Raw genomic sequence first — 21460 nt, 5'->3', positions numbered from 1 at the left:
GAAGAGACAAAGGGATTTCGCACCCGCTCATTTGGTGTTGCTGCGCAGCCGGCTTTCCGTCAGCAATCCGCTTTCGTCGAGGATCGGATAGGCGACCGACACCAGATGGGCATTCACCCGCTTCAGGTCGCGCAGGATATCGAGATGCAGCGAACTGGTCTGGAGACTGTCCAGCCGGCCGTCGCGCAGCCGTTCGAGGTGGCGTTCGGAGGATTGTTTCTCCATGCGGCGCACATCGACCTTCACCTCCACCAACTGACGCGCCAGGCCGGAATCCCGTGTGACAAAAATCGTCTGGGCGATGCGCAGGTTCTCGATCGTCAGGTTGAAAAGGTTGGCAAGTTCCTTGTAGCCGTCATCGGAAAATTTCAGGCCGTTGACGATTTTCTTGCGCACCTGCTCCTGAAGGCCCTTTTCGATGATGTCGCCGACATGCTCGAGGTTGATCGCATAATCGATGATGACGATCGAGCGGGCCGCCGATTCGCCGCCCACGCCCTGCCGGCCAAGCCGCGAGAGATAGATCTTCACCTCCTGCTGCAGGGCATCGACCTGACGTTCCAGCTCGGCGACATCTTTCAGCGGCGCGAGATTGTTGTCGTTGAAGGCCCGCATGGTGCTGATCAGCATGGATTCGATGATATCGCCGACCCGTAGCACTTCACGAGTCGCGCCGGAAAGCGCGATCACCGGCGTCGAAAGCGCGGTATCGTCTAGGTACTTCGGCCCTGTTTCCGGCTGCTTCTCCTCCGGAACAAGCTTTTCCATAAGGAGTGACAGTGGGCTGGAAAGCGGCCAGAGCACCAGCGCGACGGCGATATTGAAGACCAGATGCACGTCGACCGGCAGTTTTGCGGCGGGGACGGGCAGCATCGCCAGCAGTCCGGCAACCTGTCCCGCGAAGGGAAGCACGACAAGACACCCCACACCGCGAACCAGAAGATTGCCAAGCGTGACCCGGCGCGCAGAGGCTGCGGCCTTCAGCGTCGCGATGACCGGCGGCACGGCGCCACCAAGATTGGCGCCGAGCACGAGGATGACGGTCAAGGCGGGAGAAAGAATGCCCATGGATGCGAGCGACAGGATCAGCACGACGACCGCAAGGCTCGACGAGGAAATGATGGCCAGCACGGTCGAGAAGGCGAGCGCCGCCGGCCAGGCGCCGTCGAGAAGCTTCAGGAATGCGGCGAGCGCTGGCGACTGGCGCATCGGCTCCGTGGCAAGGCCAAGTAGATGCAGGGAGAGCAGCATCAGGCCAATGCCGACAAGCGCCGAACCAAGGCCCTGCCGCGCGGTGGAGCTGCTCGATTTATAAAGCACGACGCCGACCAGGATGATCAGCGGTGAAATCGATTCGATGCCCGTCGCCACCAGCCAGGCGGTGACGGCCGTGCCGACATTGGCACCGAGCAGCACGATCTGCGCCATCCGCGCCCGCACCAGATTGCGCTCGACGAAAGAGGCGATCATCAGGGCCGTTGCCGTAGAACTCTGCAGGGCGACCGTCGCGACGAAACCGGCAAAAAAGGAGCGGAACGGCCCGCGCGTGCCAAGCGCCAGCCCGGAGCGCAGTTTGACGCCGAAGGCCCGCGTCATGCCGTCCTTCACCTGCGCGAGACCGAACAGGAGCAGCGCGACCGCGCCGAAAAGGTTGATCATGACGATTGTAGATTCCACCTTTGTTATCCTCCTCCACACCCCGGTCGCGAACGGACTCACGGCGGTGATCACGCATCCGAGCATGAATTTTCAAATTATGACAGTGGAATTCGTCGGAAATCTGCCAATAATTTCAAAAAAATTTGGTTTGCCGGCAAAGGAAATCGAAGCAAAGCCCGCTTGTGTGCGAGCGGTTATTTTGCGCAGCATTGCAAGCACGTTGCGCACTTCAATTCCCGTGAACTTTCCTTTAAGAGACGATTTCCGGCCGCATGGCCGCGTTCATGAGGAAATTTAGACGATGCTCGAAGCCCTGAGACGCGCCTCCCAGACCTGGGTGGCAAAAGCCCTGCTGATCGTACTGGTCGGTTCCTTCGCGGTTTGGGGCGTTTCGAGCTCGCTTGTTACAGGCGCGTCCAACTCCGTCGTCACGGTCGGCGACGTCAAGGTTTCGCCGACGGACTTCCGTCTGGCCTATGAGCGCCAGATCGCGACGATGTCACAGCGCATCGGCATGCGGATCAACGCCGAACAGGCTCGCGCCTTCGGTATCGAGAACCAGGTTTTTGCCGAACTCGTTGCCGGCGCCGCCCTCGACCAGCTTTCGCGCGACATGAACCTCGGTCTTTCCGAAGGCCGCCTCGCCCAGCTGATCGCCGACGATCCGGCCTTCCGCGGCGTCAACGGCCAGTTCGACCGCATGGCCTTCTCGTCCGTGCTTCGCAATGCGGGCCTGCGCGAGAACGACTATATCAACAACCGCAGCCAGGTGGCGATCCGCACCCAGGTGGTGGAAGCCGTTTCCGACGGCTACAAGGCCCCGGTCGTGCTGACCGAAGCGCTCCGCCAGTACCGCAACGAAGCACGCACCATCGACTACCTGCTGCTGAGCAACGCCAATATCGATCCCGTCAAGGCGCCGGGCGACGACGTGCTCGCGCCCTGGTTCGAACAGAACAAGGCGAAGTACCGCGCACCGGAATACCGCAAGTTCATCTATCTCGCGCTTGAGCCGAAGGACATCCTGGACACGGCCGCCATCACCGATGAGGCGCTTCAGGCTGACTACGAGAAGAACAAGGAAAAGTACCGCACGCCGGCGACCCGCACGATCGAGCAGTTGACGTTTGCCGACCGCGCCGCAGCCGATACCGCCGCCGCAAAACTCGCCGCCGGCACGACCTTCGACGCGATCATCACGGAACAGGGCAAGACTCCGGCTGACGTGCTGCTCGGCGATTTCACGAAGGCAAGCGTACCGGACCAGAAATTCGCCGAGCCGGCCTTCGCCGTCGCTGCGGACGGCGGCACGACGCCGGTCATCGACGGCACCTTCGGTCCGATCATCCTGCGTGTGACGAATATCCGGCCGGAAGTGCTGAAGTCCTTCGATGATGTGAAGGAAGAGCTTCGCAACGAGCTGGCGCTCTCCGAGGCCGCCGACGGCATTCTCGCCGTGCATGACCGCATCGAGGACAGCCGCGCCGAGGGCCTCAGCCTTGCCGAGGCTGCAGAAAAGAACAACCTGAAGGCCGTGACGATCGATGCGATCGACGCTCAGGGCAACGACCAGAAGGGTGAGGAAATCAACGGCCTGCCGGAAGAAGCCGCACTTGTCGGTGAAATCTTCAAGACCGAAATCGGCACAGAAACCCAGCCGGTCAATGTCGGCCGTGAAGGTTATGCCTGGTTCGAAGTGCTCGACGTCATCCCGGATCGTGACCGTACGCTGGACGAAGTGCGCGACCGCGTCGTCGCCGATTGGACCGCCGAACAACAGCGCCAGGCGCTTGCCAAGAAGGCAGACGAACTGGCTGAGCGTGTCCGCAAGGGCGGCGACCTCGCCGCTATTGCCGACGAACTCGGCATTGCCGTTGAAAACAAGATCGGCCTGCATCGCGGCGCCCAGGATCCGGTGCTCGGCCCGGCTGCCGTTGCCGCGGCCTTTGCTGGTCCGGTCGGCCATGTCGCCAACACGCCGGGCGTTGATGGCGAAGGCCAGATCCTGCTGAAGGTTACGGAAGCAAACGCGGACACGGCAACCGACGCGCTTTCCAACGACGAGCAGCAAATCGCTGCCGTCGCCCGCGCCAGCGGCGACGACATTCTCGACCAGATGGTCAGCGCGCTGCAGACGGCCTACGGCGTCTCCATCAACCGCACGCTCGCCGAACAAAGCATCGCGCGGTAGGGAGACGGGGAACTCGATGTCTGACCTGAAACCCTATATCGCCAAGGTAGCCGCTGGAAACACGCTCGACCGCGAGGACGCAAGGGGCGCGTTCGAGATCATCATGTCCGGCGCCGCCACGCCCTCGCAGATCGGCGGCTTCCTGATGGCGCTGCGCGTGCGCGGCGAGACGGTGGACGAGATCTACGGCGCCGTCGGCTCGATGCGCGCCCGCATGCTGCCGGTCACCGTGCCGGCGGATGCGATGGATATCGTCGGTACCGGTGGTGACGGCGCCGGCACCTACAACATCTCGACACTCGCCGCGATCATCGTCGCGGGCGCCGGCGTGCCCGTCGCCAAACATGGCAACCGGGCGCTCAGCTCCAGGTCCGGCACGGCGGATGCCCTCTCCTGCCTTGGCGTCAAGCTCGATATCGGCCCGGCCGAGATTGCGCGTTGCGTGCATGATGCCGGCCTCGGCTTCATGTTCGCGCAGTTGCACCACCCGGCAATGAAGCATGTCGGCCCGTCGCGGGTCGAACTCGGCACGCGCACCATCTTTAACCTGCTTGGCCCCCTCTCCAATCCCGGTGGCGTCAAGCGCCAGCTCCTCGGTGTCTTCTCGTCGCATTGGCTGGTGCCGATTGCCGAAGTGATGCGTGACCTCGGTTCGGAAAGCATCTGGGTCGTGCACGGCGAAGGCCTTGACGAGATCACCACGACCGGCACCACGCAGGTAGCCGCACTCGAGGACGGAAAGATCCGCACCTTCGAACTGACACCCGCCGATTTCGGCCTTCCGCAGGTGAAACTCGACGACATCCGCGGCGGTGACGGCGCGCACAATGCCGCCGCCCTCCTCTCGGTGCTCGGCGGTGCGCACATGCCCTACCGTGACATCTCGCTTGCCAATGCCGCCGCCTCGCTTGTCGTGGCCGGCAAGGCGGAAACCCTGATGGACGGCATGGTGCAGGCAACGGAAGCGCTCGAAAGCGGCCGCGCCCGCGCCGCACTGGAACGCCTTGTCGCGGTTTCCAATGAAGGCCAGGCGGAGTAGGATTGGCCATGACCGACATCCTGAAGAAAATCGAAGCCTACAAGCTGGACGAGATTGCCGCCGCCAAGGCGCGTGTCGCGCCCGCTGAGCTTCGCGCCCGCATCCGTGACCAGCAGCCGCCACGCGGCTTCTTCGCGAGCCTCAAGGACAAAAAGGCCGCAGGTCACTTCGGCCTGATCGCCGAGATCAAGAAGGCAAGCCCTTCGAAGGGCCTTATCCGCCCGGATTTCGACCCGCCGGCGCTCGCCAAGGCCTATGAGGCCGGCGGTGCCGCCTGCCTTTCCGTGCTCACCGACACACCGAGTTTTCAGGGCGCGCCGGAATTCCTCATCGCCGCCCGCGAAGCCTGCGCCCTGCCCGCCCTGCGCAAGGATTTCATGTTCGACAGCTACCAGGTGCTGGAGGCCCGCGCCTGGGGTGCGGACTGCATCCTGCTCATCATGGCCTCGCTCAGCGACGACACCGCGAAAATGCTGGAAGATTCAGCCTTCTCGCTCGGCATGGACGTGCTGATCGAAGTGCACGACGAAGAAGAGATGGAGCGCGCGCTGAAGCTGAAATCCAAGCTCGTCGGCGTCAACAACCGTAATCTTCGCACCTTCGAGGTCGATCTCGCCGTTTCGGAAAAACTCGCCGGCATGGTGCCGGATGACCGGCTGCTCGTCGGCGAAAGCGGCATCTTCACCCATGCAGACTGCGAACGCCTTGGCAAGGTCGGCATTTCAACCTTCCTCGTTGGCGAAAGCCTGATGCGCAAGGATGACGTGGCGGCCGCGACGTGCGAACTGCTCACCGGTTCGGCCGGCATGCTGGCGGCGGAATGATGGCCGAGACGGCTGACACGCTCACCCATATCGACGCGTCAGGCGAAGCCAACATGGTCGATGTCGGCGACAAGGCCGAGACCGTGCGCATCGCCGTCGCAGAGGGTTTCATCCGCATGGCGCCGGCGACGCTCGACCTGATCCTCAAGGGTGACGCCAAGAAGGGCGACGTAATCGGCACGGCCCGCCTTGCCGGCATCATGGCCGCCAAGCAGACGTCTAACCTCATCCCGCTCTGCCATCCGCTGATGCTGACGAAGGTCGCAGTGGACATCCGCGAGGACCACGCCCTGCCCGGCCTGCGCATCGAGGCCATGGCGAAATTGACCGGCCGCACCGGCGTCGAGATGGAGGCGCTGACCGCCGTCAGCGTCGCCTGCCTCACCATCTACGACATGGCAAAGGCCGCGGACCGCGAGATGGAAATCGGCGGCGTCCGGCTGCGCGAGAAATCCGGCGGCCGCTCCGGCGATTACAAGCACAGAGACAGCTGATGTCCCTTCTTCCTGTTGCCGATGCCCTCGATCGCCTGCTCTTCGGAGCAAGGCCACCCCATCGGACGGAACAGGTTTCGCTGCACGACGCCCAGGGTCGCGTGCTCGCTGAAGACATCGCGGCACGGCTCACCCAGCCTCCCTTCGACAATTCCGCCATGGATGGCTATGCCGTCCGCCATGAAGACATCGCCGAACTCGGCTCCGTCCTCAAGGTTGTCGGCACCTCCGCCGCCGGGCACGCTTTCAAAGGCTCGGTCGGTCCTGGCGAGGCCGTGCGCATCTTTACCGGCGCACCGCTTCCGGCTTTCGCCGATACCGTACTCTTGCAGGAAGACGCCGAAGTGCTGGAGGGTGGCCGCATCCGCACGACCTTCCTCACTCCGAAAGGCCGCCATATCCGCCCGCGCGGCCAGGATTTTTCCGAAGGCGACGTCGTGCTCAAGACGGGCGATCTGCTCGACGCCGGCCGCCTGACGGTCGCCGCGGCGATGAACCATCCGCAACTGACCGTCTACGCCCGACCGCGCATCGCCGTTCTTGCCACCGGCGACGAACTCGTGCCGCCCGGCACACCGCCCGGTGCCAGCCAGATCATCGCCTCCAACACCTACGGCGTCTCCGCGCTCGCCCGCGAGGCCGGCGCGGAGGTGATCGATCTCGGCATTGTCCGGGATGACAAACAGGCGATCCTCGACGCCGTGCGCAACGCTTTGTCGCTCGACATCGACGTGCTCGTCACGCTCGGTGGCGCGTCCGTTGGAGATTTCGATCTCGTTCAGCCCGTGCTTGGCGAAGCCGGCATGGAACTCGACTTCTGGCGCATCGCCATGCGCCCCGGAAAGCCGCTGATGGTGGGCCGCCTCGGCGCCATCCAGGTCGTTGGCCTGCCTGGCAACCCCGTCTCCAGCCTGGTTTGCTCGCTGCTCTTCCTGGAACCCCTTGTCCGCCATCTCGCCCGTCTGCCCGCAAGGAACCGGCAGCGTCCGGCCCTTGCCGCTGTCGCGCTCAAGGAGAACGACCAGAGACAGGATTATGTGCGTGCGCGCATCCACCGTGCCGCCGACGGGACGTATCGCGTGACGCCGTTTGCGAAACAGGATTCCTCGATGATGAAGGTCTTCGCCGAATCAGAAGGCCTGCTCATCCGTCCGCCGCATGCGCCGGCAGTGCCGGAAGGTGCTGCTTGCGAAATCCTACTGATTCGAGAGCCGCAAGACTGAGCAGTCGCCTACAGGTGACTTCAGCGCCACCGCTCGTTCAATAGACCGTATATTTCAGCAGCCCGAGCGACCAGTTTACGCCACGGTTTTCCGTATCGCGCGTCCAGGTCTGCTTCAGCGTGCCGGCAATCTCGGCGATCGTGGTGCGCGCATCCAGTTCCTTGGTCAGCCCATAGTCGTTGGGCGCAACCTTGGTGAGGTCCACGTCGTCGGCGACGACGATCGCCACCAGCACGTTTTCGCTTGGGCCGTCGGCCTCGAATTCAAAGCCGTAGTAGTCATCGGGAATGGTGAGCGGCATGTTCGGCGTCAGTGGGGTGATCTTCTGCGCCGCTTCGTTCGGGAAAATCTGCGTCGCCTTGCCGTCCTTGTCGACGTCGTAGAGGATGAGATGCCCGCCCGTGCTGCTCGTCACGCTGATCTTGAAGGCGTCGCCACCCTTCAGGTGGTCGGAGGAGAGCGCCACCTTGACGTCACCCGTCTGCGGCTTGCCGAGAATGTCGCCAACAGCATCCATCGGGTCCGCGGCCACATAGGCCGTCTGTTGCGTGTTCTCGACCTTGACCTCCTCGACCTTGCCATAGTCGGGGTTCTGCTGCGTTTCGCCGCCGGTCTGCGGCTGCTGGTACTGCTGCCCGCCCTCGGCGGTCGGCGTGACGGCGCTGGCGCCGAGCAGGGCGTAATTGACCTCCAGCTGCGGATCGAGGCCCTGGCACTGTGTTTGCGCCGAGCAATAGGTCTGCGACTGCTTCTTCACATATTCGAGCAGTTCGGCATTGGAGACGATGCCGTTGCCATTGCTGTCGGCTGCGGAAATCTCATGGCCATTGACATAGGAAAGGGTGAAAACGCCGTGCCGCTCTTCCGGCGGCAGGCGCGTATCATCCCAGGCAACCTGATAGGAGGAGGCAGCACTCCAGGCCTCCACGCCGTTCTGCTTGGCGATCTCCGGCTTGTCGACCACAGCGACGTCGATGCGCAGCCCGCGCATCTTCACCGCATCGGCCGGCTTGGCGAAGGGGCGCGGCAGGAAGCGCGCGCTTTCCAGCGCTTCGCCGACATCCGTCGAGAGCGAGCGTGAAATCGTACCGGAATGGCAGGCGTCGATGACGATGGACACGGCGCGGTCCTTCAACTTCGCCAGCATCGCGTCGATCTCGTCGTCCAGAATGACATTCGACCAGTCGCCATCGCCGGCGGCGATGTCATAGGTCGAGAGCGCTTCGTCCAGTCCGTCCTCCTCGTCACCGCTCGCATCCTTCACTTGAAGGCCGTGACCGGAGAAATAGAAATAGACCCGGTCGCCCGGCTGCGTGCCGTTGACCAGCCATTCGTCGATGCTGGCGAGGATCGAGGCGCGGCTCGCATCCTTGTCGAGCAGGACCCGGATCTGGTCCGCCGCATAGCCCTGCTTTTCCTTCAGCAGCTTTTCGATCAGCGGCACATCGTTCTTCGGCCCTTCGAGGAACATTTTTTCAGGCAGCGACGCATAGGTGCCGATACCGATCAGAAGCGCCCGGTCGGCGGCCTCCGCGGCTGAAAACACCCCGAGCGACAACAGAAGAGCGGCGGCGTAACGGATCATCAGAGCGTTTCCCGCGTGTAGAGAGGTTGGATAGCGACACTGGCTTCCTTGCCGTCGAGACGGGTCGTGAGGGCCTGCAGCACGGCTTCGGCGGTCACGTTCTTGTCGGCCAGCACCGCGCCGATGGCATCGACCGGCTCGGAGGTCCAGATCGTGATAAGGTGATCGGCTCCAAAAGGTTTGACGACCTCCACATCCGACAGCTTGAATTCGGAACTGTTCGTGCCCGCCGCCTGCATATCGAGGAACTGTACCTCGCCCGTATTGGCGAGGTTGAAGACGAGCATGTTCGGATAGCGGCCGGGGGGCGCATCGAAGCGCAGGCGATCACCGGCGGCATAGATATCCTTGGTGGGCGTCAGCGAAACGGAGCCCGGGTTCTGGCTTGCCATGGCCTTCAGGAAGTCGAGCAGCACATATTTGTCCACCACCGACTGGATACTGTCCGCGCTGACACTTTCGGCCGCGACATCGCCGTTTGGCGTGTAGAAGACGCCGGTCGCCACATCCCAGCGATAGGGCGTTCCGGTGCCGTCGGTGTTCTTCGGCTTGTCGGCCGTGCCGTCGATCTGAAGGGCGATGTTGCCGGTCCAGCCGAGATCCTTCGCCGTTTTGATCGCCTTGCCGGTGTCGGCTGCACCATTGTCGCTGGTGTCCGTTGTCGTGGTATTGTTGCTTGCGACCGGGATACCGCGCGTCAAGGTGACGACGACCTCGCCATCCGAACGCGCCACCTGCGGCGTGAAATTCGGCACTTGCAGCGCTTCCGAGCGGTTCTTCACATTGCTGAAGACGTAGTCCTCAAGTTCGATGCGGGTAATGATGCCATTGCCGTCGCGGTCGGCGCTGCCTTCCACGGCGCGGGCAAAACTCCAGCTCAGTGCACCGCGCGGCTCGCCGTCGATGATGACCTCCGGCGTTGGCTGGCTTTCCAGCGAGGCGGCCAGCACCGTCACCTGCTTGAAGCTGATTTCCTTGAGATTGGCGCCCGCAATCGCCTCTTGCGAGGGCGGCGCAAGCTTGACCTTGACGGCCGGCGCCAGGCGGCTCTTGCCCTTGATTGACCGGCTCATACCGCCGGAAAAGCAGCTGTCCGAAACGAAAAGCACATGCACGCCCTTGCCCTCGGCCTCGGCAAACCAAGCGTTCATCTCGTTGTCGACGATGATCTCGTTGGACGTTTCCTCGTGGCGGTTGCGGTCAAAACCCGGCAACTGGAGAAACTCGTCGAGGCCATCCGCCTCATCGCCCGCGACAAGCTCGGGCATCTGCGCCCCGTGGCCGGCATAGGTGAAGATGATCGTATCGCCGGCGGCGGCCTGCGCCACCATGTCGGTCCAGGCCTTGCGGATATCGTCCTTGCGTGCCTGCTCGTTGGTGAATTTGGTGGCCGTGAAGCCCGCTGCACTCATCGAGCGATAGACGTCTTCCGCGTCCCGCACCGCGCCGTCGAGACTGACATCGTTGGGATATTGATCGACGCCGACGACGAGCGCATAGGTCTGCGCCGCGAAAACCGGCGCCGGCAGCGCGACGGCAAGAGAAAGGGCCAGGAGGCGGGGCAGCGTCTTCATCATTATTGCACGTCCACTTCCACGCGGCGGTGCAACTGGTTCAGCGTTTCCGTATCATAGGCGCTGGCATCATCCGGCTTGAAGGGTTGGTCTTCGCCCTTGCCCTCGGTGGTGATGGTACCGGCATAACCGGTATCGTAGAGATACGTCTTCAGCGTTTCGGCGCGTGCAAGCGAGAGCTTGTAATTCGCATCCGCGGAGCCGACGGGATCGGTGTGGCCGATCAGCTTGATCGAACCGGGTTTGACGGTCTTCAGGCACTCGGCCAGGTCCTTCGCCGCCTCGACGCCCTCCGGCGCGAAATCCGCCGTGCCGAAGACGTAGCGTATCGGCGTCGACTTCTTCTTGATCGTCACGCCACGGAACGAAACCTTGCACCCGCCGCGCATGGCAAGTTTCACGGGACGCGGTGCGGCAAGCCGCATTTCGCTGGCCATCTTGTCGAGGCGCAGGATGTATTGTTCGTCCGGCGCCATCCAGTCGGGCGTCAGCGTCTCGTTCGATCCGTCTTCCAGCGCAATCTGGTAGAACCGCGCCGCCTGCTCATAATCCTTGCGCTCACGGGCAAGATCGCCGAGCGCATCGAAAACCTGCCAGGGACCGCCATACTGCCGCTGGAGGTCTTCCAGTTCCTGCTGATGGTCGGACAGCTTGCCGCCATTGCCCACCGCCGTCGAGATGCGGTTGAAGGCCGTCAGAGCCGCAACGCGACCGACCAGCGTGCGCTCGTTTGCGCTGCAATTGGCCGTGCCGGCGGTTTCTGCAAGGGCGCGTGCCTTCTGCTCGTCGCCGGCATTGAACGCCTCGATGACACCGGTGAAGGCATCGCAGGCCGCTGCGGCCGGGGCGGCTCCGGCCAGGACGAAGAGTGTTGCTGCCAGGGATCGCATCAGCATTGTCGGTTCAGCCCTCGTGTCGTTTGGCAAAAAATAGGCAGGGGCCCGAAAGCCCCTGCCCTTGTTATCATTTGATCTCGAAAGTCACCATCTGGAGACCGGCCGCGCCATTGTCCTTCTCGGCCTGCTTGGCGAGGTTGACGGCAATGCCGCGGGTGGTCGGCTGCTTCGAGCTCACGGCCAGCTGCTTGGCCTGCTCGGCCGTCAGCTTCTGGTCCCCGAGGCCGCCAATCTTACAGTAGGCGATCATCGTTTCGCCGGGTGACGGCGAATCGAAGGTCAGGTTGCCCGTGCCCGGCTGCGGGATCAGGCGGCGTTCACCGGTGTTCAGCGTGGTGTTGCCGATCATGACGTCCGGAATGATTTCCACATTGCCGGTGTCCTCCACATACATCACCTGAAGCTCACAGGCGTGATTCGTGCTGAGCTCGAAGCTAAGGTAATCCCCCACCTTCGCGCTTGTCGACGGGACATGCAGGGCAAGCTTGACCTTTTCAGCCTGCGCCTTGTCGTCCTGCTTGTAGGCCGGCGTGACATAGGTGTTGTCGACGGCCTGCTCCTGCTTCTGCTCCGGCTGCTGGTAGCCCGTGTTGTCCACGGCCGGCTTGGTGTAGGAGGCATCGCCAGTATTGTTGACGGCCACGTCCGGATTGACGCCGCGCTTCAGCGGTTCAAGCTGCAGCAGCGGTTCCAGCATGAAGGCATACTGCTCTTCAACCTCGGTGCGCGGGATCGTGGCGCCCGATTCGAGCGTCGCAACCCAATCGATGCCGATGCGCAGTGCATTCACGTCGGTGAGGCGGCGGATGTCGGAGGAGAACTCCTCCGGCGTCATGTCGAACTCGGCAGCCAGCTGTTCGAAGTTCAACTCGTCCTCGTACTTGTCAGCGAAGTAGGTGAAGATTTCCGCGCCGCCGGGTGCCTTCAGGCTGGTCTTGCCACCGCCGGAGGTCGCTTCGGTGATGCCGAGGCGATCGAGCGCGGCGACGAAACGATCCGTGTCGCGCTTGTAGACCTCGTTCAACTCCTCCTGCGGCACATAGACGGCGAGCAGCTCGTCCTGCTGGTCCTTGGAGAACAGCGTGGAGGTTTCGATATGCTCACGCAACTGGTCGCGCTTGGAGAGAATGCCGTCGAAGTGGCAGTCGAAGCACGAGCGGGCATTGATGATCTCGACGCCCTTGCCGATCGGTCGCTTGCGGAAGGAGACGATCGCCGTCGGGCCGATATCGAGCTGGTCGCCCTTGTCGGTCGAGAGGTAATAGCCCTGCATGCCGTTTGGAAGCGAGAAGATCATTTCGCCGCCGTCATGGTCGAAGGCTTCGAGACCGGCTTTCAGGCGAACGCCTTCCGGCCCCGCCGGGAAACGCTTCAGCACCTGCTTGCCGACGTCGCCCGCAAAGTCATAGGACTTCCAGTAATAGCCGCCGAACGGCATGTCGTGGCGTTCCAGCATGCGATTGTGATCGGAAACACCCGAAGAGCCATCGGCAAAGCCCGCACGAACGATACGGCGACGCTCGATATTTTGATCGACAGGCACCTGGAAGCGCTTTTCAAGCTCGGAAATATTGGTCGGCAGCTTCATGAGGCGGTTATAGACCTTCGGCCGCGCGCCGTTGCTCATGAACCAGTCGACACGCATGATGGGAAGCTGCGACTGCGTCGCCTTGGCAAGCGAATGCAGCTGGGCATCGCTCGTCGGTTCCACACCATAGAAGTACTCGTTGATCAGGAAGTCGTAGTCTTCCTGGCTCCATTCGAGGTCACGCAGGTCAACGCGAACGAGCAGGCCGTCCGAGCCCTCCACTTCCTCGGGCAGCACCAGTTCCGGGCCATAGGACAGCGAATTCAAGAGCTTCTTGAAGCCGCCGGCGAGAACCCGCATGCGCTTCAGGAAGGTCTCATGCGTCTCGCAGCTCATCATGCCGTTATACTGGTCGCGATAGCTGAAGTAGCGCATGAACGGCTGGTCGTGCTCGTCCACCTTGGAAATATCGCGCAGCGCCAGCTCGACGAAATCGAGATATTTCAGCATCGGCCGCGAGCGCTTGGTCTGCGTTGCGGAGACCGCCGTCGGAATGTCCGACTGGTTCAGCGAATTGATCCAGTCGGCAAGGCCCTGCACTTCGGCGTCGTCCGGGCGTTTGCCGAGCGGCATGCGGCCGCTGGTAACGCTGGTGTAGAGCAGCGACTTGGCGGCATCGCCAGGCGTCACGAAGGCCGGGTTGGCGGCAATCGAGGCAAGGTCACCCGATGGGAAGGACCCTTGCGAGCTTTCGCCCGGGCCATGGCAATTGCGGCAGTATTTGCCGATGAAGGCATCGGCCGCTGAGGCCAAATCCGCACTGCCGCCGGCAGCACCGAGCGCGCTTTCGGCCGTCGCCTCGCTGCAGACCGGCGCTGTGCTGGTCTCGACGGGCGTTACCTTCACCTCGCGATCGGCGAGGAAGGCGTACATCGCCTGCTTGTCCTCATCGGACAGCGTCGACAGGCCCTGCGCGATCCGGCGCATGACCGGATCGGACAGCGGCGAACCGGAAAGCTTCTTGCCCTCGTCGATCAGGCCTTTGGTGAAGACTTCATGCGAAGCAAGGCCGCTCATGCGCGCCTTGGTGATATCCGGCGCGACGGCGCCGGTCAGGCCCTTTTCGCCTTCATAGGCGCGGGCGAGATCGAGGCCGTAGGTCGTGGTGCGTGGCGTATGGCAATCGCCGCAGCCGCCGACATTTTCGATGAGATAGCGGCCACGCTCCATCTGCGTTTCCTCGCGCGGCTGATAGGCCTGCACGGTGAAATGGCTGCGCTTCCAGAGCGTCAGCGTGGTCTGCCGGTTGAACGGGAAGGCAATCTCATGCTCGTGCGAGGCGGCATCCGATTGCGGCAGCGTGTCGATATAGGCTTTGATATCCAGCACATCCTCCGGCTTCATGCCGCCATAGGACGTATAGGGCATGACCGGGTAGAGGTTGTTACCCTCCTTGTCGAGGCCGACCATCACGGCGTTCAGGAAGTCCGCATTCGACCAGCCGCCAATGCCGTTCGGATGGGCGGAAATGTTCGGCGCGAAGAACTTGCCGATCGCCGTCTGCATTTCCATGCCGCCGGACAAAAGCTCGGTGTTGTCGCCCGAGCCATGGCAGGCGCCGCAGCCGGCCGCGCCGAACATGACCTTGCCGTTGTCGACATTCGGCTGGTAGGTGCCGAAGGCATCCGGCGCGAACTGGTCGATCGCCAATGCCCCGGTGGGACAGATAGCCAACAGGGCGAGGCCAAGCGTTGCGGCAATGCCCGTGCTTCGGCGGGAAAATGATGTCTTGAACATGCGCATGGCTTGTTCCCTCGCTCCAAGAGGCCGGCGGACCGGCTGGAAATTCAATCTCTCTGACACAATTCCGGATGCGAAACCGCTTCGCAGTTTCTTCGGGAACTGTCCTATCGAAACTCGAAACGCTCGAACTCGACGCGGCGCGGTGCCTTGCCGAGTTCCTTCAATCCCTTTTCGATGGCCAGCCGCAAAGGCGGCGGGCCGCAGAACCACAGGTCGGCCTCGGCCGGATTCATCGTCGTGCCGGAGACGAGCTTCGTTGCATCGAAACGCCCGTCGGTCGCCGAATTGTGCAGAACGAAGTTGAAATTCTCGAGCTTTTCCGCCTGCGCTCGGAACGTTTCGAGGCCGATCGCCTCCGCTCCGTCTCGCACGCAGTAGACCATGTGGATATCCTGCCCCTCGTCGCCCTTCAACCGGCTCGCCATGGCGAGAAATGGTGTGACGCCGATGCCGCCAGCGAGCCATATCTGCTTCTTGCCGCCGCGCTTATGATTGAAATGCCCGTAGCCGCCCTCGAGCGTCAGCGCATCGCCAACCGAAACCGTCTCGCGCAACGCCTTGGTATAATCGCCGAGCGGCTTGATGGCGAAGCGGACTGAACCGTCGTCCTCTATCCCGGCGATGGTGAAGGGATGCGGCTCGCGAAGGCCCGTCTTGTTGACGCGGAAGAAGCCGAACTGGCCAGGTTTCGCCCGAAGCTTGCCGCCGATCGGCCTTGCCGAAATGATCGTCGCCCCGTCATGGCGCTCGACACTCACAACCTCGTATCTACGCGTGCGAAGCCATGGCAGGAGCTGCGTATAGGCGTAGCTGACGATGCCGATGAGAGCGAACAGATTGAGATAGGTCGCCAGCAGCGCCGTGCCGTCATAGGGGCGCTTGATGAACATCTGGTGGAACGCCACCATGACGAAGAGCAGGCCGATGAAGCGATGCGTGATGCGCCAATACTGATAGGGAATCTGGAAGCGCGTCTTCGGGATCACCTTGACGAGGCTGAGAATCAGCAGGAAGACGAAGGCGTAGAACGCCCATTCGCCCGCTGTCTTGGCGAGCTGGTTGAGCCCGCTGGTCACGGAAAGCCCCTGGAAATCCGGCGCAATAAAATAGTGCACCAGGATAAGACAGAGCACCGCGATGCCGATCTTGCGATGGAACTGGTAGATGCGGTCGAGTCCGCCAAACAGCCGTTCGATGAAAGGCGGGCGCGTCGCCATGAACTGGGCGATCCCCATGGCGACGAAGGCCATCGAAGAGGCCATCAGCGAAAACGTGGTTCCCGCATTGGTATGGCTGACGGCCGGCACGGCCAGAAGGCCGGCAAAGACGATCAGAAGCGTCGCGATGATGGAACCCGCAGTCAATGTATGCCCCCACAAATTCAACTGGCCGGTCAGAATTCCGGGGGTATGCTGGCAAGCCCCATGACATTCGTCAACCGCAATCCTCTAATCGACGGACGGGCCTGCGGCTTTATTCGGGTGTATCTGCCGTGTGGGGAAAACAGAGGTGGGCTAGGTTGTATCAGAACCTAATATTGCAACGGAAATAGGTACATAGAAACGCTCTCTATCCGCTTCCGGCCGTCGGCCCCAGCTATTCTATCCGTCATTTTCCGAGGCGGCGAATATCTTCCCGCGCCTGTTCGGCGAGCGGATGGTCATGATGGCGCGCGATGAACAGTTCAAGAGCCTCGCGCGTGCCCTTCGCCTTGAAGTTCTTGTATTCGGCCGCGATGACGATCTCGGGGTCGGTCGGAAGTATCATGGTACCACCCGTACCCGGAGGGCCGTCGCCCGCTGCCGCAAGCACGAAGCCGGTTGTCGCAATCATGGACATTTTAGAGATCAATTTCATTCTCCACCCGAATAGCATGTCGCGATCATCCGTTTATGTTAGGACGTTTTCAATTGCATAACGAGTTGCTGCATTACGATTCTCGAAGCAGATTGCGGCCTATCCATGGCAGGACGCCATCCGAACCGAACGCCACCAAGCCGGAGATCACGACGTGACAGGTACAAATAAAACCATCAAAACCATAACGGCAACCGGAACGTCGGTCGATGGGCTGTTTTCCGGCTACGCCTGGTCCGGCCCGATCACCTATGCGTTTCCCACGACATCGGACGATTACACCTATACGGGCGAGCCCACGAACAATTTCGGCACGATTTCGACCCAACAGCAGACGGCAGCGCGTTTTGCGCTGGACGCGGCTGCGGGTACCTCCGCGAATGATGGGTTCTCCGTCGAGGGCTTCACCGCCGTAAACATTTCGGTGGGGTCGACGGCAACCTCGACGCTTCGCTTTGCCGAGACGGATGGTTCAGGAACGGCTCATGCCTATTACCCGACCACGGCAGATGTCGGTGGCGATGTCTGGTTCGGTCGTAGCTTCGATTACCGCTCACCTGTCGCTGGCAACTACGCCTGGGCGACCATGCTGCACGAGATCGGCCATGCACTCGGCCTGAAACACGGACACGAAGTGCAAAATGGTTTCCCAACATTGCCCGCCTCCCAGGACTCGATGGAATATTCCATCATGACCTATCGCTCCAACATCGGCGGCCCGACCAATGGCTACAGGAACGAAGAATTGGGCTACGCACAAAGCTACATGATGTACGACATCGCCGCACTGCAGCGGATGTATGGCGCCGACTTCACAACAAATGCCGGTGCAACAGTCTACAAGTGGAATCCAAATAGCGGCGATACATTGGTCAACGGCAAGGTTGCCATCGATGCCGGCGGCAATCGCATTTTCGCAACAATCTGGGACGGTGGCGGCAGCGATACCTATGACCTTTCGTCCTATAAGACGGCCCTCTTGGTCGATCTACGCCCTGGCTACCATTCCAAATTCAGCGACGTGCAACTTGCGTTGTTGAACTTCGACACGGATGCTTTTTCCCGCGGCAACATCTTCAACGCACTTCTGTTCAAGGGCGATCTGCGATCCCTTATCGAAAATGCGAAGGGTGGTAGCGGCAACGATGCGATTCGCGGCAACCAGGTGGCCAACACCCTGCAGGGCAACAACGGCAATGACGTCCTCTATGGCTTCGACGGCAATGACAAGCTCTATGGTGGAGCGGGCCGCGACGTGCTCTCCGGCGGCAACGGAAACGACGTGCTGACTGGTGGTACAGGTGCTGACAAGTTGGTCGGCGGCAGCGGAACGGACACGGCCTCGTATGCCGACGCGAAAGCATCCGTCCGGGCCAGCCTGGCGAATCCGACAGTCAATAACGGGGATGCGGGAGGAGACACTTATTCGTCCATCGAAAATCTGTTAGGCAGCGCCTTCAATGACACGTTGATCGGCAACAGCGGCGCCAACAAGCTTGCCGGCGGCGAGGGCAATGATACGCTGACCGGCGGCGGCGGCGCCGATGACTTCGCTTTCGCTAAGGGTTTCGGCAAGGACAAGATTACCGACTTCCAGAACAACGTCGATGATATCGATTTGCGGTGGTACAACTTCTCATCGATCAGCTCGGTCCTGAGCAAATCCACGCAGGTCGGCGCTGACGTGCAAATCAAACTCGCTAGCACGGACATCATCACGCTCCACGACTTCAAGTTGAGCGATCTCAATGCCAGCGATTTCCTCCTCTAAGCAAGGAAGAATTGAGGCGAAACGAGAAAGGCCCGACATCGCCGGGTCTTTTTATCTGCGCAGGTAGGTGATTTTCTTTAGGGCCCCGTTCAAACCGGTTCGCCGGGGCACAGGTTCTTTCAGCAGTCGTGCAGCCGCGCCTGTGCAATATCGGCGACGATCGAGAGGGCGAGCGTGCGTGCGTCCCTTGCCTTGTCGAAGATTCCGATGGGAGCCTTGATCCGGGCGAGGTCGGCGTCACCGTAACCACGCTGCCGCAAGGCGGCGCAGCGCGTCCCGTGCGTGCGGCGGCTTCCGAGCGCGCCGATGTAGAAAGCCCTCGATGCCAGGACGCGTTCGAGCAATGCCAGTTCCCGGTCGACGTCGTGGAACAGAAGTGCCACGGCGGTATCGCGATCCAACTGTTCGTCTGTTGGCACCTGGCCTCGTTCTAGCAGAAAGACCTCGTAGCCGGACGCGGACGCAATCTGCGCCACCGCACTGGCTTCCATTCCGGTGCCGCCAAGCACAAGCCTTTCCCTTGGTCGATAGGCGCGGACGAAAGCACCCCCATCCCAACCCGTCTTCCCCTCACCCGCCTCCAGATCAAGTGCCTGGAGGCCGGCATGGTAGCGCAGGCGCACGGGAATACGACGCTGCAGGGCCGTCAGCGCACGATGCAGTACGGCGGTGTCACGAAGCACGTGAATGGCGAGCGTGATGCCGCCGCCGCACGGCAGGACGATATCGAAGAAAGGTGATCCCTCGCCGAGGCGAAGATTGCGGTCCAAGCCTTTTTGAAGGGCAATCACGGCTTCGGCGGCAACGGCTGCCTCCGTACAACCACCGGAAACGAAACCGCAATAGCGGCCGTCTGCCCGCACCGCCATCTGCGCGCCGATCGCGCGGGCCGCGCCGCCACGGATTTCGACTAGCGTGACGAGGGCCACTGCATGGCCATCGGTCATGGATTGCGCGGCGAAGGCAAGGATCTCGATCGCATCGTCCGAAAGGAAGGCGGCGCGAGGCTCCAGCGTTTCCGGTTCGGGGGCGATGCGGCCGGCCATTTCACGCCACCCCGTCTTGCGTACCTTGCCAGCGGCGCACGATGCCGGGGTCCAGGTCGAAGAGGTCGAGCACGCGGCCGACGGTGTGATCGACCATGTCGGCGAGGCTTTGCGGCTTGGCGTAGAAGGCCGGCACCGGCGGATAGATGATGCCGCCCATTTCCGTCACCTGCGCCATGTTGCGGATGTGGCCGAGATGGAGCGGCGTCTCGCGCAGCATCAGCACGAGGCGGCGACGTTCCTTCAGCACCACGTCGGCGGCGCGCGACAGCAGGTTGTCGGTCGTGCCGGTGGCGATCTCGGCGAGCGTCTTCACAGAACAGGGGGCGACGATCATGCCGAGCGTCTTGTAGGAGCCGGAGGAACAGACCGCGCCGATATCCTTGTTGGAATGGGTGCTCGTCGCCAGCGCTTCCAGGTCCTGCTTCGAAAAATCCGCCTCGGCCGCAAGCGTGATGCACGCAGCACGCGACATGATGAGATGCGTCTCGATCTCCAGGTCGCGCAGCACTTCGAGGATGCGCTTGCCGTAGACCACGCCGGAAGCGCCTGAAATGCCGACAATCATGCGTCTTGGCCGCGTCGTCATGACCTATCCCACGCTTTTGAGAAGGGCTACAGCGCGGGCCGAAGCCTCGTCGCTGATGCGGGCCCGCACGCCATGGAAATTCGGCCCGCGCGTCGCATCGAGGCCCATGCGAGAGGTCGTGCCGATACCGCTTGCCGACGGGTCGAGCGCATTGCCCGGCAGGCCCTCGATGATGACGACATCCTTGTGCGGCTGGAAGTGGGTGGCAAGCGCCCAGAGCACCTCGCTGTCGCGGGTAATGTCCACGTCGGCATCCACCACGACGACGGTCTTCAGATACTGGTCCCAGCCGAGCAGGCCGAGCATGATCTGACGGGCCTCGCCCTCGCGCGTCTGGTTCATCGCGATGTAGGCGTGGAAATGGGTGCCGGAGGACGGGTAGTGCACGGCGGTGATGGAGGGGAAGCGCGCCTTCAGCTTCTCCACGACTTCCGCTTCGCGCGGCACGCGGCCGAGGTTCAGGTGTTCGGCCGAATTGCCACCCGCCACGGAGACGAGGATGGCATCGCGCCGACGCATGATCGTCTCGACGGTGAAGAGGTTGTTGGTCGAGCGGTCGGAGGAATAGCCGGTGAACTCGCCAAACGGCCCCTCCTCCACATGGGCCTCGGGATCCAGCACGCCCTCGAGCACGATCTCGGCATGGGCCGGAACGCGAATGCCATATTTTGGCGTGCGCACGACCTGCAAGGGCTCGCCCATCAGCCCGCCCGCGACATCGCGCTCGTCCTCGCCGAAGGCTAGGCGGGCGGAGGCAGCGATCATGAACAGCGGATGGCCACCGATCACCATGGCGACCGGCATCGGCTCGCCCTTCTCCTTCGCCATGTTCATCAGGCGCCAGAGATGGCCGCGCGAATGCAGCGAGGTGGCCAGCGAATTCTTCGAATGGATCATCGCGCGGTGGTAGCTGAGATTGCCGGCTCCGGTTTCGGGGTGCTCGCCGATGATGATGCCGCTGGTGATGTACTTCGCACGGTCGGTATCGAAGTGCTTCAGCATCGGCAGCGCGTGAAGATCGACGGCGTCGCCGGAGATGATTTCCTCGGTGATCGGGCCGCTTTCAAGAATCTCCGGCGTGAATGGCCGGTTGGAGCGGGCCTGATAGGCCTCATGCAGGTTTTCCGCCGTCGAGCCCAAAAGACGGGCGATGCGGTCGCGCGAGGCAAAGATGTTGCAGATCACAGGACTACCAATGCCACTGACATCCTTGAGATGCAGCATCGGATGCTGGCCCTTCTCCGCAAGGTTCCAGATCAGCGCCGTGGCGTCCTGATCGTCCGAGACCGGCCGGTCGATGGTGACGACGTCCTCGGGATGTTCCGCCTGGTAGTCGGCCAGAAAACGGCGGACGTCTTGCTTGTGGTACTGGGTCATGTCT

General features: G+C 62.2%; 17 protein-coding genes. 7 read left to right on the top strand and 10 right to left on the bottom strand.

All coding sequences use genetic code 11. The features are described 5' to 3' along the window. Positions 1-27: 27 nt before the first annotated feature. Entirely contained in the window at positions 28-1677 is a 1650-nt protein-coding gene (locus AC1RT2_RS06065; protein WP_493100295.1) for a Na/Pi cotransporter family protein, read from the bottom strand. Here AC1RT2_RS06065 and AC1RT2_RS06060 point away from each other — a divergent pair. From AC1RT2_RS06060 to AC1RT2_RS06035, 6 genes are read left to right on the top strand one after another with little or no spacing between them, the layout of a single operon-like run. Further along, the gene (locus AC1RT2_RS06060; RefSeq protein WP_150129881.1) at positions 1658-1957 is read left to right on the top strand and encodes a hypothetical protein; all 300 of its coding nucleotides are present in this window, start codon (positions 1658-1660) and stop codon (positions 1955-1957) included. The two genes, AC1RT2_RS06065 and AC1RT2_RS06060, sit on opposite strands and share 20 nt — an antisense overlap. A gap of 3 nt (positions 1958-1960) precedes the next feature. After that, positions 1961-3850, top strand: coding sequence for a peptidylprolyl isomerase (locus AC1RT2_RS06055; protein ID WP_493100293.1), 1890 nt, complete (start codon positions 1961-1963; stop codon positions 3848-3850). Positions 3851-3866: 16 nt separating this feature from the next. Further along, on the top strand, positions 3867-4889 hold the full coding sequence (gene trpD / locus AC1RT2_RS06050) for an anthranilate phosphoribosyltransferase (protein WP_493100291.1): 1023 nt from the start codon (positions 3867-3869) through the stop codon (positions 4887-4889). 8 nt (positions 4890-4897) lie between these two features. Next, positions 4898-5713, top strand: a complete 816-nt coding sequence (trpC, locus tag AC1RT2_RS06045; RefSeq protein ID WP_493100289.1) for an indole-3-glycerol phosphate synthase TrpC — start codon at positions 4898-4900, stop codon at positions 5711-5713. Continuing rightward, positions 5713-6207, top strand: a complete 495-nt coding sequence (moaC, locus tag AC1RT2_RS06040) for a cyclic pyranopterin monophosphate synthase MoaC (protein WP_493100287.1) — start codon at positions 5713-5715, stop codon at positions 6205-6207. Before trpC ends, moaC begins: the two co-directional genes overlap by 1 nt. After that, positions 6207-7430, top strand: coding sequence for a molybdopterin molybdotransferase MoeA (locus tag AC1RT2_RS06035; RefSeq protein WP_493100285.1), 1224 nt, complete (start codon positions 6207-6209; stop codon positions 7428-7430). Before moaC ends, AC1RT2_RS06035 begins: the two co-directional genes overlap by 1 nt. A 37-nt stretch (positions 7431-7467) precedes the next feature. Here the strand turns inward: AC1RT2_RS06035 and AC1RT2_RS06030 are convergent, their stop codons facing one another. The 6 genes from AC1RT2_RS06030 to AC1RT2_RS06005 form a co-directional block, all read right to left on the bottom strand. Then, the gene (locus AC1RT2_RS06030; protein WP_493100283.1) at positions 7468-9015 is read right to left on the bottom strand and encodes a caspase family protein; all 1548 of its coding nucleotides are present in this window, start codon (positions 9013-9015) and stop codon (positions 7468-7470) included. Beyond that, positions 9015-10592 carry a caspase family protein gene (locus AC1RT2_RS06025; RefSeq protein ID WP_493100281.1) on the bottom strand — a complete coding sequence of 526 codons (1578 nt, stop codon included), beginning with the start codon at positions 10590-10592 and terminating at the stop codon, positions 9015-9017. The genes AC1RT2_RS06030 and AC1RT2_RS06025 overlap by 1 nt, the downstream gene beginning before the upstream one ends. Next, positions 10592-11485, bottom strand: a complete 894-nt coding sequence (locus AC1RT2_RS06020; protein ID WP_493100279.1) for an OmpA family protein — start codon at positions 11483-11485, stop codon at positions 10592-10594. Before AC1RT2_RS06020 ends, AC1RT2_RS06025 begins: the two co-directional genes overlap by 1 nt. Before the next feature lie 67 nt (positions 11486-11552). Further along, a complete protein-coding gene (locus AC1RT2_RS06015) occupies positions 11553-14816 on the bottom strand; it encodes a c-type cytochrome (RefSeq protein ID WP_493100277.1) in 3264 nt (1087 codons plus the stop codon). A 104-nt stretch (positions 14817-14920) separates the two neighbouring features. Continuing rightward, a complete protein-coding gene (locus AC1RT2_RS06010) occupies positions 14921-16180 on the bottom strand; it encodes a ferredoxin reductase family protein (RefSeq protein ID WP_493100275.1) in 1260 nt (419 codons plus the stop codon). Between the two features lie 244 nt (positions 16181-16424). Then, positions 16425-16667 carry a hypothetical protein gene (locus AC1RT2_RS06005; protein ID WP_493100273.1) on the bottom strand — a complete coding sequence of 81 codons (243 nt, stop codon included), beginning with the start codon at positions 16665-16667 and terminating at the stop codon, positions 16425-16427. Between the two features lie 160 nt (positions 16668-16827). On the opposite strand from AC1RT2_RS06005, the gene AC1RT2_RS06000 reads away from it, so the two are divergent. Beyond that, on the top strand, positions 16828-18444 hold the full coding sequence (locus tag AC1RT2_RS06000) for a M10 family metallopeptidase (RefSeq protein ID WP_493100271.1): 1617 nt from the start codon (positions 16828-16830) through the stop codon (positions 18442-18444). 119 nt (positions 18445-18563) lie between these two features. On the opposite strand, the gene AC1RT2_RS05995 is transcribed toward AC1RT2_RS06000, so the two are convergent. Genes AC1RT2_RS05995 through AC1RT2_RS05985 form a run of 3 tightly spaced genes read right to left on the bottom strand, consistent with a single transcriptional unit; the run spans position 18564 to position 21456 of the window. Then, positions 18564-19490 carry an XdhC family protein gene (locus tag AC1RT2_RS05995; RefSeq protein WP_493100269.1) on the bottom strand — a complete coding sequence of 309 codons (927 nt, stop codon included), beginning with the start codon at positions 19488-19490 and terminating at the stop codon, positions 18564-18566. Between the two features lies 1 nt (position 19491). After that, the gene (locus AC1RT2_RS05990; protein WP_493100267.1) at positions 19492-20079 is read right to left on the bottom strand and encodes a UbiX family flavin prenyltransferase; all 588 of its coding nucleotides are present in this window, start codon (positions 20077-20079) and stop codon (positions 19492-19494) included. Positions 20080-20082: 3 nt separating this feature from the next. Next, the gene (locus AC1RT2_RS05985; protein WP_493100265.1) at positions 20083-21456 is read right to left on the bottom strand and encodes a UbiD family decarboxylase; all 1374 of its coding nucleotides are present in this window, start codon (positions 21454-21456) and stop codon (positions 20083-20085) included. Between the last annotated feature and the right edge of the window lie 4 nt (positions 21457-21460).

The sequence above is a fragment of the Shinella sp. GW821-FHT11G07 genome, assembly GCF_058808115.1.
The sequence above is the reverse complement of the archived record's forward strand: the minus strand, read 5'-3'. Positions and strand labels throughout refer to the sequence as shown.